Annotated in this window: 11 protein-coding genes; 4 read left to right on the top strand and 7 right to left on the bottom strand. The window is 73.3% G+C overall.

What is annotated here, in order from left to right:
• Window positions 1-330 precede the first annotated feature (330 nt).
• Together ACFO3J_RS08705 and ptsP are read left to right on the top strand one after the other, a co-directional pair.
• Window positions 331-780: a PTS sugar transporter subunit IIA gene (locus tag ACFO3J_RS08705; RefSeq protein ID WP_386427776.1), complete on the top strand. Its 450-nt coding sequence runs from the start codon at window positions 331-333 to the stop codon at window positions 778-780.
• Window positions 781-784: 4 nt separating this feature from the next.
• Window positions 785-2,455, top strand: a complete 1,671-nt coding sequence (gene ptsP / locus ACFO3J_RS08700) for a phosphoenolpyruvate--protein phosphotransferase (RefSeq protein ID WP_386427774.1) — start codon at window positions 785-787, stop codon at window positions 2,453-2,455.
• A 175-nt stretch (window positions 2,456-2,630) separates the two neighbouring features.
• Here ptsP and ACFO3J_RS08695 read toward each other — a convergent pair whose 3' ends face one another.
• Window positions 2,631-3,527: a hypothetical protein gene (locus ACFO3J_RS08695; protein ID WP_386427772.1), complete on the bottom strand. Its 897-nt coding sequence runs from the start codon at window positions 3,525-3,527 to the stop codon at window positions 2,631-2,633.
• A gap of 390 nt (window positions 3,528-3,917) precedes the next feature.
• Here ACFO3J_RS08695 and ACFO3J_RS08690 point away from each other — a divergent pair, with 390 nt between their 5' ends.
• Window positions 3,918-5,507 carry a cellulose binding domain-containing protein gene (locus ACFO3J_RS08690; RefSeq protein WP_386427770.1) on the top strand — a complete coding sequence of 530 codons (1,590 nt, stop codon included), beginning with the start codon at window positions 3,918-3,920 and terminating at the stop codon, window positions 5,505-5,507.
• Window positions 5,508-5,546: 39 nt separating this feature from the next.
• On the opposite strand, the gene ACFO3J_RS08685 is transcribed toward ACFO3J_RS08690, so the two are convergent.
• Window positions 5,547-7,583, bottom strand: a complete 2,037-nt coding sequence (locus tag ACFO3J_RS08685; RefSeq protein WP_386427768.1) for an acetoacetate--CoA ligase — start codon at window positions 7,581-7,583, stop codon at window positions 5,547-5,549.
• 311 nt (window positions 7,584-7,894) lie between these two features.
• Here ACFO3J_RS08685 and ACFO3J_RS08680 point away from each other — a divergent pair, with 311 nt between their 5' ends.
• The gene (locus ACFO3J_RS08680) at window positions 7,895-10,246 is read left to right on the top strand and encodes a glycoside hydrolase family 31 protein (RefSeq protein WP_386427766.1); all 2,352 of its coding nucleotides are present in this window, start codon (window positions 7,895-7,897) and stop codon (window positions 10,244-10,246) included.
• Here ACFO3J_RS08680 and ACFO3J_RS08675 read toward each other — a convergent pair.
• From ACFO3J_RS08675 to ACFO3J_RS08655, 5 genes are all read right to left on the bottom strand, one after another.
• Window positions 10,213-10,740: an NUDIX domain-containing protein gene (locus ACFO3J_RS08675; protein ID WP_386427822.1), complete on the bottom strand. Its 528-nt coding sequence runs from the start codon at window positions 10,738-10,740 to the stop codon at window positions 10,213-10,215. The two genes, ACFO3J_RS08680 and ACFO3J_RS08675, sit on opposite strands and share 34 nt — an antisense overlap.
• Window positions 10,737-12,044 (bottom strand): adenylosuccinate synthetase, encoded by a 1,308-nt coding sequence (locus ACFO3J_RS08670; protein ID WP_386427764.1) that lies wholly within the window; start codon window positions 12,042-12,044, stop codon window positions 10,737-10,739. The genes ACFO3J_RS08675 and ACFO3J_RS08670 overlap by 4 nt, the downstream gene beginning before the upstream one ends.
• A gap of 43 nt (window positions 12,045-12,087) precedes the next feature.
• On the bottom strand, window positions 12,088-13,005 hold the full coding sequence (locus ACFO3J_RS08665) for a hypothetical protein (protein ID WP_386427763.1): 918 nt from the start codon (window positions 13,003-13,005) through the stop codon (window positions 12,088-12,090).
• Between the two features lie 93 nt (window positions 13,006-13,098).
• Window positions 13,099-14,124, bottom strand: coding sequence for a molecular chaperone DnaJ (locus ACFO3J_RS08660; protein ID WP_386427761.1), 1,026 nt, complete (start codon window positions 14,122-14,124; stop codon window positions 13,099-13,101).
• Window positions 14,121-14,996, bottom strand: a complete 876-nt coding sequence (locus ACFO3J_RS08655) for an NUDIX hydrolase (RefSeq protein WP_386427759.1) — start codon at window positions 14,994-14,996, stop codon at window positions 14,121-14,123. The genes ACFO3J_RS08660 and ACFO3J_RS08655 overlap by 4 nt, the downstream gene beginning before the upstream one ends.
• Between the last annotated feature and the right edge of the window lie 50 nt (window positions 14,997-15,046).

Raw genomic sequence — 15,046 nt, 5'->3', positions numbered from 1 at the left:
ACACGCGTTTCCGCGGGTCTCGTCGAGGCGGTTGTGCCAACGTACTGGACTCCCTCGCGTGGAGCAAATCGGCGGGTGGGGATCCGGACGGGACCCCGGCGGGAGTTGACGCCGGATCAGCACCGGCGGACGCGGGCGCGATGCCGGCGGGACCCGGTCCCGGTCGCGGAGGGTGGCGGGATGGGAGAGTGCGGGGTCAGGAAAAGCCGCCGTTGATCGGTTCGGTTAGCGCAGTATCCGTACTTGACATGATTTAGGCTGCTTCCGCAGCCCACCGTCCAGTGACATTCAGTGACGGCGTCCTTGAGCTCCGCGCTTTGGAGGCTTCCCATGACGACCGTCTCGTCACCCCTCGCCGGTCGGGTCATCGGACTCGACGCAGTGCCCGATCCGGTGTTCTCGGGGGCGATGGTGGGGCCGGGGACCGCCATCGACCCGCTGCGGGAGCCGAGCGACGCGCTGTCTCCGGTGGACGGCGTCATCGTGTCGCTGCACCCGCACGCTTTCGTGGTCGTGGACGACGAAGGGCGCGGCATTCTGACGCACCTGGGTGTCGACACGGTTCAGCTCAATGGAGAAGGCTTCGAGTTGCTCGTCGGCAAGGGCGACAGTGTGTCCCGCGGCCAGGCGGTCGTGCGGTGGAATCCCGCCTCGATCGAAGAGGCAGGCAAGTCGCCGGTGTGTCCGGTGATCGCGCTGGAGGCGACCGCGGAGGCACTGAGCGAGCTTGTGCACAACGGCGATGTCGTCGCAGGGGACACTCTCTTCAACTGGAAGTAGTGAGATGGAGACAACGCTGCGGGGCGTCGGGGTCAGCCACGGTGTGGCGATCGGCGAGGTACGGCATATGGGGACCGCGGTCCTGGAGCCGCCGGCCGAGCGGATCCGTCCGGAGGACGCTTCGCGTGAACAGGGGCGGGCCCGGCAGGCGATGGACGCGGTCGGAGCCGATCTGACCGCGCGCGGCCAGCTGGCCGGCGGCGAGGCGCAGGCGGTGCTGGAGGCGCAGGCGCTGATGGCGCAGGACCCGGAGCTGGCATCCGACGTCGAGCGCCGGATCACGGCGGGCGGCACGGCTGAGCGAGCCGTTTACGACGCCTTCGCCTCGTACCGGGAGTTGCTGGCCGGGGCGGGTGACTATCTGGCCGGGCGCGTCGCGGATCTGGACGATGTGCGCAACCGCATCGTGGCGCGGCTGCTGGGTGTGCCGATGCCGGGGGTGCCGGACAGCGACGAACCGTATGTGCTGATCGCCCGTGACCTGGCGCCGGCCGATACGGCGCTGCTCGATCCGGCCCTGGTCCTCGGATTCGTGACCGAGCAGGGCGGCCCGACCAGTCACAGTGCGATTCTGGCGCGAGCGCTGGGGGTGCCGGCGGTGGTGGCGCTGCCGGGGGCGGTCGACCTCGCCGAGGGAACGGTCGTCGCGGTGGACGGCAGCTCGGGTGAGGTGTTCGTGGAGCCGAGCGCGGCGAAGAGGACCGCGCTGACGCAGGCGGCGGCGGAGCGGGAGGCGGCGCTGACCGCCACTTCCGGGCCCGGCGCGACATCGGACGGGCACCAGGTGCCGCTGCTGGCGAACATCGGCGGTCCGGCGGACCTGGCGGCGGCGCTGGCCGCGGGTGCGGAGGGTGTGGGCCTGTTCCGCACCGAGTTCCTCTTCCTGGACGACTCGGCGCAGGCTCCTTCCGAGGAGAAGCAGACGGAGACCTACCGCCAGGTGCTGGAGGCCTTTCCCGAGGGCAGGGTCGTCGTCCGCGTGCTGGACGCGGGGGCCGACAAGCCGCTGGACTTCCTGACACCGGCGGCCGAGCCGAATCCGGCGCTCGGCGTGCGCGGGCTGCGGACGCTGCTGGACCACCCGGAGGTCCTGCGGACCCAGCTGAAGGCGCTGGCCGCGGCGTCCTCGGGGCTGCCGGCGCGTCTGGAGGTGATGGCGCCGATGGTGGCCGACCGCCAGGACGCCAAGGCGTTCGCCGATGCCTGCCGGGAGGCGGGCCTGTCGGCGAAGTTCGGGGTCATGGTGGAGATCCCGGCGGCGGCGCTGCGGGCGCGGGCGGTCCTGCAGGAGGTGGAGTTCCTGTCGCTGGGCACCAATGACCTGGCCCAGTACACCTTCGCGGCGGACCGGCAGGTCGGTGCGGTCTCCCGGTGGCAGGACCCGTGGCAGCCGGCGCTGCTCGACCTTGCGGCCTTCGCCGCGGACGGCGCGAAGGCGGAGGGCAAGAGCTGCGGGGTGTGCGGCGAGGCCGCCGCGGACCCGCTGCTGGCCTGTGTGCTGGTCGGTCTCGGCATCTCCAGTCTGTCGATGGGTTCGGCGTCGATCCCCTATGTACGCGCGACCTTGGCCCAGCACACGCTGGCCCAGTGCGAGCGTGCGGCCGCCGCGGCGCGGGCGACCGACAGCGCTCAGGAGGCGCGCCAGGCCGCCCAGGCCGCGCTGTCCGGCGAGTAGCCGCTTCCCGGAAACCGGCCAGGGCTGGCGGCCTGGGCGGATGTCCGGGGCTGCCGGCGGGGCGGGGGCTGCGATCCGACATGCTGAGGCGCGGGGGTGAGCCGCCGGGCTCGTACACCCGCGCCGCATCGGACGCCCGAACCGCCGGACCCAGCCCGTCCGGGCCCGAGACCCGCTATCTCCCCGGCGAGTCCCCCGGCAGCGGCGGCGGCAACGGCAGCCCCGCCCGGTACAGCACTCCGTGCTCCGGCGGTACGGGTTCCCCGGTCGCCGGGTCGGTGCAATAGGCGCTGAACACCTCGGCCTCGCTCAGCGGATGCGGCTCGCCCTCGCGCAGCGACCAGCCGCGCACCGTTTCGGTGCCGTCGGGGTCCGTGGTGCGGACGACCAGGCCACCGGAGTGCGCGGAGACCGTGCCGGCGGCCATGATCGTGCAGACCACCAGGGCGTCGGCTTCGGACAGGTTCAGTTCGCCGTCCGGGTCCGCGTCGATCTGCACGGCGGCCAGCAGCGGGGGCCCCTCGTCCGTGGGCAGGCTGCAGACGAGGTGGTGGCCGCCGGGGCCCACCGCTTCGACGATCCGCAGCAGTGTGTGCGAGGCGCGGTCGAAGGCGCAGTGCGCGAGGTCGTCGCCGCAGTCGGGGCAGGGGCCGGCGTCCATGAGGGCGTCGGTGGCGCGCTCCCAGGTGGCCCGCCGGTCGGCCTCACGGGCGAGTTGGGAGCGCAGCAGGGGCATCGGCTGCTGGGTGTAGTGGATCGCCGGGCCGGCCGCGGCGACCTCCGCGACGTAGCCGGTGCGGGTGGCCGGGGAGTCCGGCGGTCGGCGGGTGCTGTCGCAGTAGTGGTCGTATGCCTCGGGGTCGAAGAGCGTGACGGCAACATGGGTGCCCTTGGTGTGCAGGCTGCGCAGCAGGCCGTCCAGGTGGCGCAGATAGCTGTCGTAGTCCTCGAACGGGAAGCTGCGATAGCCGGTCATGCGGGCGAAGTCCTGGTCGTCGAGGATCAGTCCGATGAGGACGGGGGCTTCCCGGCGCAGGGCGCGCCGGTATCGCTCGCGCCCGGCAGTCCGCACCCGGCCCGCGTATCGGCCTCCCTCCCGCCCCGCTCCCGCGACGCCTTTCCGGCGACCGGCCGCGCCGCCGCGGCTGCCCCGCCCCTCCTCCGCCCGCCCGCGCCTGGCGCCCTGCTTCCTGGTGTGTGACATGGGTCCCCCTCTGGTCCGGGCGGCGCGGCACTCTGCCCCGCCGCTCCCCACTGCTCACTCACCGTAATCGGACCCACTGACAACGGGCTCGCGGCCGGGGCTCCCGGCCGTGCTCATGGACCGCAGCGGCCCGAAGCGGAAGGGCGTCGTGCGGCTGACCCGGCGTCAGAGGCGCGTGGCGGGCCTCTTGACGGCGGTACCGCAGGTCAAGTATCCAGATCCCGGGCGGCATTGGTACAGACCAAATGGGAGTCCGGTATGCGAAGAACCCTCACTCTTCTCCTCGCGCTCTTCGGCACACTCGTCCTGTTCTTCGCTCCTCCGGCCTCGGCGGCCGGCGGGGTCGGTGCCACCTTCGCCAAGACCTCGGACTGGGGCAGCGGCTACCAGGCCCAGTACACGATCGCGAACGGCAGCGGTGCCACCACCAGTTCGTGGAAGGTCGAGTTCGATCTGCCGGCCGGCAGCAGCGTCGGCAGCTACTGGGACGCGCTCCTCACCCAGAGCGGCACGCACTACACCTTCACCAACCGCGACTACAACGGCTCGCTGGCACCGGGCGCCTCCGCCGTCTTCGGCTGGGTCAACTCCGGGTCCGGCACGCCGGCCAACTGCAAGCTCAACGGCGGCTCCTGCGACGCGGGCGGCAGCACCGGTGGCGGCGGCGACACCACCGCCCCGTCGGTGCCCGGCGGCGTCACCGTGGGCTCGGCGACGAGTTCCGCACTGACCGTGCACTGGAACGCCTCCACCGACAACTCCGGTTCGGTGGCGGGTTACGAGGTCTCCCGGAACGGCGCGGCCCCCGTCGCCGTGACCGGCACCTCGTACACCGCGACCGGTCTGGCCGCCTCCACCTCCTACGCGTTCCAGGTGCGGGCCAAGGACGCGGCCGGCAACACCTCGGCGTACAGCGCGGCCGTCTCCGGCACCACGAGCGCCTCCACCGGTGGCGGCGGCAATCCGACGCCCGGCGTGATCCGCACCGCGCCGTATGTCGACATGGGCGCCTGGCCGACGCCCAGCCTGACCGCGATGTCCCAGGCCAGCGGTGTGAAGAGCTTCACGCTCGGCTTCGTCACCTCGGCCGGCTGCAAGGCGTCGTGGTTCAACGCCTATGACCCGCGTCAGGCATGGGCCAAGGACCAGATCGACGCGATCAGGGCGGCCGGCGGAGATGTGAAGGTCTCCTTCGGCGGTGCGAGCGGTATCGAACTGGCCCAGGCCTGCTCCTCGGTGGACGCGCTCTCCACCGAGTACGCGGCGGTGGTCGACGCCTACAGCCTCACCTATGTCGACTTCGACATCGAAGGCTCGGCCGTCGCCGAACCCGCCTCCATCGCCCTGCGCTCCCAGGCGCTGGCCAGGCTCCAGCAGACCCACCCGAGCCTGCGGATCTCGCTCACTCTCCCGGTGCTGCCCAACGGCCTGACCTCGGACGGGCTGAACGTCGTCACCTCGGCGAAGAACGCCGGCGTCAACCTCGACATGGTCAACGCGATGGCCATGGACTACTACCAGAGCGTCGACTACGGCGACGCGGCCGTCCAGGCGGCCAACAGCGTCTTCAGCCAGCTCAAGTCACTGTACCCGAGCAAGTCCGACGCCCAGGTGTGGGCGATGGTCGGGGTGACCCCGATGCTCGGCCAGAACGACGACGGGCACATCTACGACCAGGCCGACGCCCGCCAGCTCGTCTCCTTCGCGCAGGGCAAGCACCTGGGCATGCTGTCGTTCTGGGAGGAGGGCCGGGACGCCAACGCGTGCAGCGGCGCGCTGTACAAGTGCACCAACATCGCGCAGGCGCCGTACGAGTTCTCCAAGATCTTCGCGCCGTACAAGGGCTGACACCCGGCCGGCCCGGCTGAACGCAGCTGAGCAAGGCTTCTACGAGCGGCCGCCGGCCCGTTCCGCGGCGAGCCGCTCGTAGAAGCGCAGCACCGTGAGGTCGTCCACCGAACCGGGGTTGACGGCCTTGTCCAGCGGGACGCCCTGCAGCAGCCGCTTGACCGGGATCTCGATGCGCTTGCCGGTGAGGGTGTGCGGGACGCCGGGGGCGGCGATGATCTCGTCCGGTACGTGGCGCGGTGAGAGCTGGGTGCGGATGGCGGCGCGGATCCGGTCCCGGAGCGGCTCGTCCAGCTCCGCGCCCTCGGAGAGGCGGACGAACAGCGGCATCCAGTAGCCGCCGTCGGGCTGTTCGATGCCGATGACGAGCGATTCGCGGATCTCCGGGAGGCGTTCGACGACCTCGTAGATGTCCGAGGAGCCCATCCTGACGCCTTGCCGGTTGAGGGTGGAGTCCGAGCGGCCGTGGATGACGACGGTGCCGCGCGAGGTGAGGGTGATCCAGTCGCCGTGCCGCCAGACTCCGGGGAACATCTCGAAGTAGCTCTCGCGGTAGCGGGCGTCACCGGGGTCGTTCCAGAAGCGGATCGGCATCGAGGGCATCGGGTTGGTGACGACGAGTTCGCCGACCTCGTCGACGACGGGCCGGCCCTGCGCGTCCCATGCCTGCAAGTCGGTGCCCAGGCAGGGGGCCTGGAGTTCGCCGATGTGGACCGGCAGGGTCGGCACGCCTCCGGCGAAGCAGCTGCAGACGTCGGTTCCGCCGCTGACCGAGGCGATCCACAGGTCCTCCTTCACCTCGTCGTGCAGCCAGCGGAAGCCGTCGGGCGGCAGCGGGGAGCCGGTGGTGGCGACGCAGCCGACGGCGGCGAGGCCGAAGTCGCGGCCGGGGTGGACGTCGGCGTTGCGGCAGGCCACGACATAGGCGGCGGAGGTGCCGAAGACGGTGGTGCCGGTCTGTTCGGCCACCTGCCACTGGGCGGTGATGTCGGGGAAGCCGGGACTGCCGTCGTAGAGCACCAGGGTGGCGCCGGCCAGCAGCCCGGAGACCAGGAAGTTCCACATCATCCAGCCGGTGGAGGTGTACCAGAAGAAGCGGTCGCCGGGGCCCAGGTCGAGGTGGAGTCCGGTCTGCTTGAGGTGTTCCAGCAGGATGCCGCCCTGCGACTGGACGATGGCCTTGGGCAGTCCGGTGGTGCCAGAGGAGTACAGGACCCACAGCGGATGGTCGAACTCCACCTGCTCATAGGCGGGTTCGCGGTCGGTGGTGGTCAGTTCGGCCCAGTCGAGGGCGCCTTCGGGGGCCGGGGTGTCCAGGAGCGGGATGTGCACGGTGGCCCGCAACGACGGGAGCCCGGCGCGCAGTTCGGCGACGACGCCGGTGCGGTCGTGGGTCTTGCCGCCGTAGCGGTAGCCGTCCACCGCGATCAGTACGACCGGTTCGACCTGCTGGAAGCGGTCCAGAACGCTGCGGGCGCCGAAGTCGGGGGCGCAGGAGGTCCATACGCCGCCGACGGCCGCGGTGGCGAGCAACGCGACGACGGCCTGCGGGATGTTGGGCAGATAGCCGCTGACCCGGTCGCCCGGGGTGACTCCGAGATCGCGGAGGACGGCGGCCAAGGACGCGACCTGCGCCGCGAGTTCGGCCCAGGTGACGGTACCGGTCTGCTGCCGCTCATCCAGGTGAAGCAGCGCGGGGGACGCGGCCCGCGCCGGGTCGAGGGCCGGACGCAGGGCGTGTTCTGCGTAGTTGAGCCGGGCGCCGGGGAACCAGCGGGCGCCGGGCATGGCACTGTCGGCGAGCACGGTCTCGTACGGCGCGCTGAAGCGGACGTCGTACCACTCGCCGATCGCCTGCCAGAAGACTTCGGGTTCGCGGATCGACCAGGAGTGCAGCACGGCGTAGTCCTCGCCGGGGCGCCCGGACGGGGCGGCGGGTCCGCCGTGCCGGCCGGCCGCCCAGCGGTGGAAGCGGGTGAGCTGCGCGCGGGCGACGCGCTCGGGGCCCGGCGTCCACAGCGGCTGCGGCTCGGCGGCCGGCCGCGGGGTGGCGGCGGGCTCGGGCGTGGTGCTCATCAGGCGGCTCCCGGACGGTACGCGTCGTTGCGTGGCTGCTGGGTCCCGGGCGGGGGTCTCCTGCCGCGGGGGCTGGGCAGGACGATGCCATGTGATCGTCGTACGCGCCAGGGCGGGTCCTGCGTGTCCCCGGCCGGCCGGGGACCGGCTCGGACCACGGCCGGAGAACGGCCGGCGGAAGGCGGGCGGAAGGCCACCGCGGGCCCGCGCGCCGGCGGTGCGACGCGCGTCGATGATCCTGGCGGCCCCCTGGAGGTGAACGCTGGCTGAACGGGCGGCGCCGACGGCGGTTTTGGTGTCAAGGTTGGGGCATGGATGCTCGGGACCTGCTGCGATCGGTTCGGATGGCGGGTTCCGCCAGTGGCCGGCTGGCCGCCCGCTCGGCCTGGCGACGGCAGCGGATCGACACACGTGATCTTCCCCGGCACGGTCCGGAGCGGGCCAGGGTGCCGGGGGCCGCGCTGGACGCCGATCCGGCGCCGGGCGGCGGCACGGTCCGTTTCAGCCGCTCGACTCTGCGGATACGGGTGGCGGTCGGCGGCGCGGTGTTCTGCGGCTGGGACGGCGCGGGCCCGGAGCCGTCCTACGCGCTGGCCGGTGACGGTCCGGCGGCCGACGCCCGCGCGGTGCTGGAGCCGGACAAGGACGGCTGGCGGGTGGTCTCCGAGCGGGTCACCGTGCTGGTCTCCCGGCAGGGCGCCGTGGAGATCCGTACGCCCGGCGGCCTGCTGCTGCGCCGGGAGCTGCCGCCGCGCTGGTGGGACCCGACGGGCCAGGCGGACGGCTGCGCGACGCGCTGGGTCCAGCGCTCCGAGACCCCGGCCGACGCGCGGGTGTACGGGCTGGGCGGCCGGGCGGCCGGTCCCCGGCTGCCGGCCGGCGGCTACCGGCTGTGGAACACCGACCCGGGCGGCTCCTTCGTCCCGGGCGACGACCCGCTGTACATCACCATGCCCGTCCAGTTGGTCGTCGCCGACGCCGGCTGTCATCTGGTCTTCCACGACAGCACCTGGGACGGTCAGGTGACGCTGCGGGACGGCCAGGAGGGCGCCGGCTCGGGCCATGACCGGCCGGGCGGCTGCGAATTGCGGATGGCCGGCGGCCCACTGCGCTACTGGGTGATCGCGGGGACTCCCGCCCGGATACTGTCCGGCTGGACGGCACTGACCGGGCGGCCCGCGCTGCCGCCGCGCTGGGCGCTCGGCCACCAGCACTCCCGGTGGGGCTTCGGCAGCGAGGCGGAGGTCCGGCGGGTGGCGGCCGGCTACCGGGAGCGCGGCCTGCCGCTGTCGGTGCTCCATCTGGACATCGACCATCTCGACGGCAATCGCGTGTTCACCGTCGACCGGCGGAACTTCCCCGATCTGCCGGGCATGGCGAGGGAGCTGGCCGAGCAGGGGGTGCGGCTGGTGTCGATCGTCGACCCGGCGGTGAAGGCGGAGCCGGGCCTGGCCGCCTACGACGGGGGGACGGCCGCCGACGCCTTCGTGCGCGACGCGCACGGCGGGCAGGTGCGGGGAGTGGTGTGGCCGGGTGAGACGGTCTTCCCCGACTTCACTGATCCCCGGGCCCGTGCCTGGTGGGGCGGTCTGTACGCGGAGCGCCTCGCGCAGGGCTTCGCCGGGGTGTGGCACGACATGAACGAGCCGGTGTCCTTCGCGGCGTTCGGGGACGCGACCCTGCCCCGCTCCGCCCGGCACGCGCTGGAGGGCCGCGGCGGCGACCACCGCGAGGCGCACAATGTGTACGCGCTGACGATGGCCAGGGCGGGTTACGAGGGGCTGCTCCGGCTGCAGCCCGAGCAGCGGCCGTTCCTGTTCTCCCGCTCCGGCTGGGCCGGCATGCAGCGCTACGGGGGCAGCTGGTCGGGTGATGTGGCCACCGGCTGGGAGGGGCTGCGGGCCTCACTGGCGCTGGTGCTGGGGCTGGGCCTGTGCGGAGTGCCGTACTCGGGCCCGGATGTGGGCGGCTTCACCGGTACGCCGTCGCCGGAGCTGTATCTGCGGTGGTTCCAGCTGGGCGCGTATCTGCCGTTCTTCCGCACCCATTCGGCGATCGGCGCCGGGCGGCGCGAGCCGTGGGAGTTCGGTGAGGAGGTGCTGGCGCACGCCCGTGCGGCACTGGCCGAGCGGGTGCGGCTGCTGCCGTATCTGGAGACGCTGTCGCATATCGCGCGCGGCACCGGCGCCCCCTACGTACGGCCGCTGTGGTGGTCCTCGCCGGGCGACCGGGCGCTGCGGGAGTGCGGTGACGCGTTTCTGCTCGGTGACGCCCTGCTGGTGGCACCGGTGCTGGAGCCGGGGGTGGTGTCGCGCACGGTGCGGCTGCCGCGCGGTCGGTGGTACGACACGGTGACGGGGGCGGCCTACGGCGGCCGGGGGCAGGTGGTGCTGGACGCGTCGCCGGGCCGGATACCGGTGCTGGCCAAGGCGGGGTCGGTGCTGCCGGTCGCGGGGGCGGACGGTGCGGTGGAGCTGGAGGCGTGGGCGCCGCGGCAGGGCCGTACCGGCAGCGGCGTGGTGTTCAGCGGGGATCCGGAAGGGTGGGGCGCTCCCCGGATGGAGCGCTTCGTCTCCCGGTGGGTGGACGGCGAGGTGGTGGTGGAGCGCGACGGCGGCGGTGCGCCCGGTTACCGGGTGCGGGTGCGCGGCGACGCGTCGTAGTCCCCGGCGAACCAGCGGCGTACCGCCTGGCTGTGCAACTCGAAGCCCAACTCGACCGGCGCGCGAAGCAGTTGATAACCGTCGGTTTCGTCGGTGGGCCGGGAGGGCGGCAGCGCCGCCGCTTCGCGCTCCGGGAGCAGCCCGAACAGCAGCAGATAGCCGCCGGGTTCGTCGGTGAGGGCCTCGGCGAGGGAGACGTCGCCGGCCGGCGCGAGGATGCCGGTCTCCTCGGCCAGCTCGCGGACGACGGCGTGCTCCCAGCTCTCCCCGTGGTCGATGAAGCCGCCGGGCAGGGCGAGTCGGCCGAGCCGGGGCTCGATGGTGCGGCGGATGACGACCAGCGCGGTCCCCGCCGCGTCCCTCACCGGCAGCAGGGCGACGGCGACCGGCAGCGGGTTGCGGTAGGTGACCGTTCCGCAGGTGGAGCAGGTGCGCGGCCAGCCCGCGCCGGCCGGGAACGGAGTTCCGCAGGAGGAGCAGTGGGAGTCCTTCAGCACGGGGTGGACCCTATCCGATCGGGGACGGGCCGACCGGTGTGCGCGGCCGTCCTGAGCCGCTGGCGGGCGGGCCCGGACGACTCCATGAGCACGGGAGCGCCGAGCAGTCGGGAGACGGCGTCGGTCCATTGCCGGGGGTCGCGGCCGGGGGTGTCCCAACGGGCGGGCCGCGCCTCGGACAGCCGCCGGGTGAGTCCGGCCTGGCGCGCGAGGTCGCCGGGCGGGCCCGCCGGGAGCCGTTCCACCAGCCGTCCGTCCATGGCGTAGGCGCGGCAGAGCCGCAGTTCCGGGCAGCGGCCGGGGGCGTCGAGATGGGTGACGGCCAGGGCGTCCACTCCCCCGCACACCTCGACCGCGTAGCGGTGCGCCACCGCGTCGAAGTGGCCGGTGCGGAAGGCTCCTTGCCAGCGGCCGTGCCCGTTGTGGGCTTCCGGCAGCAGGGGTCCGAGTCCGGGGTCCTCGGTGACGAGCGGACCCGGGCCGTGCCGGGTGGTGTAGGTGCGGACGACGCCGAGCCGCAGTGCGCCGTCGGGCGCGCCCGCCTCCGCGAGCAGCGTCTCGGCGTTGGCGAAGGTGGTGGTCGACCAGGTGGTGTACGGGTGGAAGCCGTGCCATTCGTCGAGCAGCACACCCTGGGCTCCCTCGAAGACCAGCGGGCCCTGCCGGGTCAGGCGCCGCGTCACGGCCTCGTCGGTCAGGGTGACGGTCCGCGCGAAGGCGGCGTAGGCATCCGCGCAGGCTTCGACGGGCGGTGCGCCCAGCGGTCCCAGTTCGTCGGTCAGCCGGTCCCGCAGCAGCGTCAGCCGGCGCAGCAGCCGGGGCCGGGAGGCGCAGTCGCCCGCGGTGGGCGCGTCCTCGGGGTGGGCGAGGGCGTAGGCGGCGCTCTCACCGACCCCCATGCCGCAGGAGCCGTGCCGGTCGGCGCCGCGGGCCCGCTCGCGCAGCCGGTTGGCGGCGGCGTGGTACGGGGTGGTGAGCCGGGCCCGGCGGTCGACGCTCAGCAGGGCGTACGGGTCGGGTACGCCGAGGCTCCGCAGATGCTCGGCCTCCGCGCTGAGGGCGAGCGGGTCGACGGACATGAAGCGGGACAGCAGGGTGGGGACGCCCTGGAGGGTGGCGGCGCCGAACTGGGCGAAGGTGTGGTGGCGGCCGTCGGGGGTGACGACGTTGTGGGCGGCCTGGGGGCCGCCGTTGAAGCGGACCACGGCGGTGACCTCGCGGTCGGCCGCGGCGCAGAGGTGGCTCACGGTGGCGCCCTTACCGGCGTCGCCGAAGCCGAGGTCCACGACCAGGGTGTGCACAGGTGCTCCTTCGCCGGGCGCCGGGTGGCGGAGTTCCGCGCGGTCAGCGGTCGTACGCGCGCAGAGCGCGGGCGACGCTGGGAGCGGCTGGGGAGCCGATGTCCGCCAGGTCGGCGAGGCCGGTGGCCAGGTCGATCGCCTCTTCGCCCAGGCCGACGGTGAGGGCGATCGTTTCGCAGACCGCGTCGAGGTCGTCGAGTTCGATCACGTTCTGGCCGAGCAGCGCGCGCCACAGGCTGAGGACTTCGGGGTTGCCGGCGTAGGAGGTGCCGGCCGGGAGGATGTAGAAGACGTGGAAGGTCCGCCGGAGTTCGGCCAGGATGTCCTGGACGGGGATGTCCTGGGAGACGCTCTCGCCGAGGACGGCCCGTATCTCGCGGGCCTTGACCTTGCCGTAGGGCATCTCGTCGCCGATGAGGAAGAGGTAGCCGCGCCGGCCGCGCTTCTCGTAGCAGTCGAGGGCGGTGTGCCGGGCCATGGCGTAGAGCGCGAGTTCGTAGGACTCCGTCATCTGGCCGCCGCCTCCGCCCTCCAGCAGGATGTTGCCGAGGTGGTCGTCCATCCGGTTGTCGGACTCGAACTGGCCGAGTTGCAGCGGCACCCGGTCGCAGGTGGCGTCGCCGACCGCGCCGAACAGGATCTGCGGGTGCTCGGTGTAGCCCTTGCGCAGCAGCAGCCCGAACAGGTCGGGGAGTTTGGTCTGCAGCGTCCGCGGTACGCCGCCCATCGAGCCGGTCACGTCGAACAGCACCGAGATGGCGAGTGAGGTGGGGTGCTCCTCGCTGTCGCGGCTCTCCCGTGTGGTCAGGCCGAAGGGATCGAGGGTCTGATGGGCGCGCCAGTCGCTGCGCGGCGCCGAGGTGGTGACGCGGTCGCTGTAGGCGAAGGCGTCGGTGCCGGAAGCGGCGCGGTAGCGCGCGGCGGCGGCGTAGACATCGGTGGACCAGTTTCCGCTTCCCATGGTGGATTCCCCCTGAAGGCCGGTGGGTTCGGGCGGTGCGTTCGAGCGGGTCGTTCGGGCAGGTCGTTCGGGCAGGTCGTTCGGAGGAGGCGTTCAGACGGTCGGTGCGGTCGGCATGCCGAACGGGCGGAAGGTACGCGGCCCGTAGAGCCGTTCGAGGATCTCGTCGAGTTCGGCGAGGAGCAGCCAGGCGTCCCTCGGCCGGGCCTCGGGCGCGGGCAGCAGGCAGCCGCGCAGGAACGCCCGGAGCGGCGCCGGGGTCTGATGGCCCATCAGTTCCCGGACGCAGGAGGAGGCGAGATGGATGTCGGTGGCCGGCGTGGCCGGTGACCGTTCCAGCGCCTCCTGCGGGTAGCGGTCCCGGTGGCGGTCGACCAGGACGGGCAGGTGGGTGCCGATCGCGGTCGCGTAGCACCAGTCGACCAGGACCAGGCCGTGCGACGGGGGCTGGATGAGGACGTGTTCGGGCAGGACCGCGCCGTGCACCAGTCCGGCGCGGTGGACCCAGCCGAGGCCGGCCAGCAGACGGCGCCACATCCAGGCGGCGTCGCGCGGGTCGAGTCCGTCGGGGTGGACGGCGGCGACTTCGGCGAGGGTGTGGAAGCCCGTGAGCGGCTCCAGGGCGTTGATCACGCGTTCGGCGCCGTCGGCGGCGCGGTCCCGGAAGCTTTCGAGCAGGATGGGGGCGTAGGCGCGGTGGCGCGGTTCGCCGACCGTGTCGAGCCGGGTGAGGACGGCGGCTTCGTGGGCCATCAGGTCGTTGTCGCGGGGCCGGAGCGGGATTTTGAGTACGGCTTCGCGGTGCTCGCCGTCCTGCTCGTAGTGGGCGCCGCGGAGGGTCGCGAGGTCGCCGGTGGCCAGGGCGGGCCCGAGGACGTAGGCGCGGCGCGGGGAGTTCAGGACGGGCAGGTCGGCGGACCGGGAGCGCCAGGCGCGGGTGAGCCGGGCGAAGGCGGCGGCGGCCTCGCCGCGGCGGCCGGGCGGCGCGGCGTCGGGGCGCAGCAGGTGGGCGAGGCACCGGTAGTGCCCGGCCGCGGCGTCGGCGTCGGCCGGGAAGCCGGCCGCGAGTGCGGCGAGCGCGTCGTCGAAGGTGCGGACCGGCTCGTGGACCGGGGTCATCGTACGGTCGCCTCCCGGTCGGGGCGCAGCAGCGCGGGGTGCAGCAAGGTGGCGTCCCCCGCCCGGTAGAGCCGGGCCCGTGGGCCGCCGCGGCTGCCGGGGCGGGTGTCGCTGGCGCCGGTGGACTCCACGAAGCCGGGGACGGAGAGCACTTTGCGGTGGAAGTTGCCGGCGTGCAGCGGCGTGCCCCAGACGGTCTCGTAGACGGTCCGCAACTCGCTGATGGTGAAGCTCTCGCCGAGGAAGGCGGTGGCCAGCGGGGTGTACTCGATCTTGGCCCGGGCCCGCTCCAGCCCGTCGGCGAGGATGTCCCCGTGGTCGAAGGCCAAGGGGGCCCCGTCCGGTGGGGAGGACCGGGGTCGGCGGCCGGCACCACCCCCGTGGGCCCCGGGCCGCCGACCCTGCTCGAAGGGACGCGGGGATGCCGTCTCCGGTTGCCGTACCGAACACACCGCGTCCACCGGGAGCCAGTCGGCGCCGGCCGCGTCGCTGCCCGCCCGCGCGTCGGGCAGCCCCGGGGCGAAGGCGAGATAGGCCACCGAGACGACATGCATCCTCGGGTCGCGGTCGGGGCGGCCGTAGGAACCGAGCTGTTCGAGGTGGACCCGGCCGAGCGAGGCGGCGTCCAGGCCCGTCTCCTCGGCGAGTTCGCGGCCGGCCGCCTCGTCCAGCGACTCGCGGCCGGCCTGTACGAACCCGCCGGGCAGTGCCCACTCCCCCGCGTACGGCGGCCCGCCGCGCCGCACCGCCAGGACGTGCAGCCGGTCGGCGCGCAGCGTCAGGGCCACCACGTCCACGGTGACGGCGACAGGGTCGAAGGCGCGCGGGTCGTACCCGGCGAGGAACTCCGGCTCCGTCTGCTGTGCTTCCATCGCGGCCTCCCCCGGCCCAAGTCTTTCTCACCTTGAGTATTTCTCAGAAC

It is taken from the genome of Streptomyces polygonati (genome assembly GCF_042650325.1).
In the GTDB taxonomy this organism is placed as follows: Bacteria; Actinomycetota; Actinomycetes; order Streptomycetales; family Streptomycetaceae; genus Actinacidiphila; species Actinacidiphila polygonati.
This window is presented reverse-complemented; position numbering and strand designations above follow the sequence as displayed.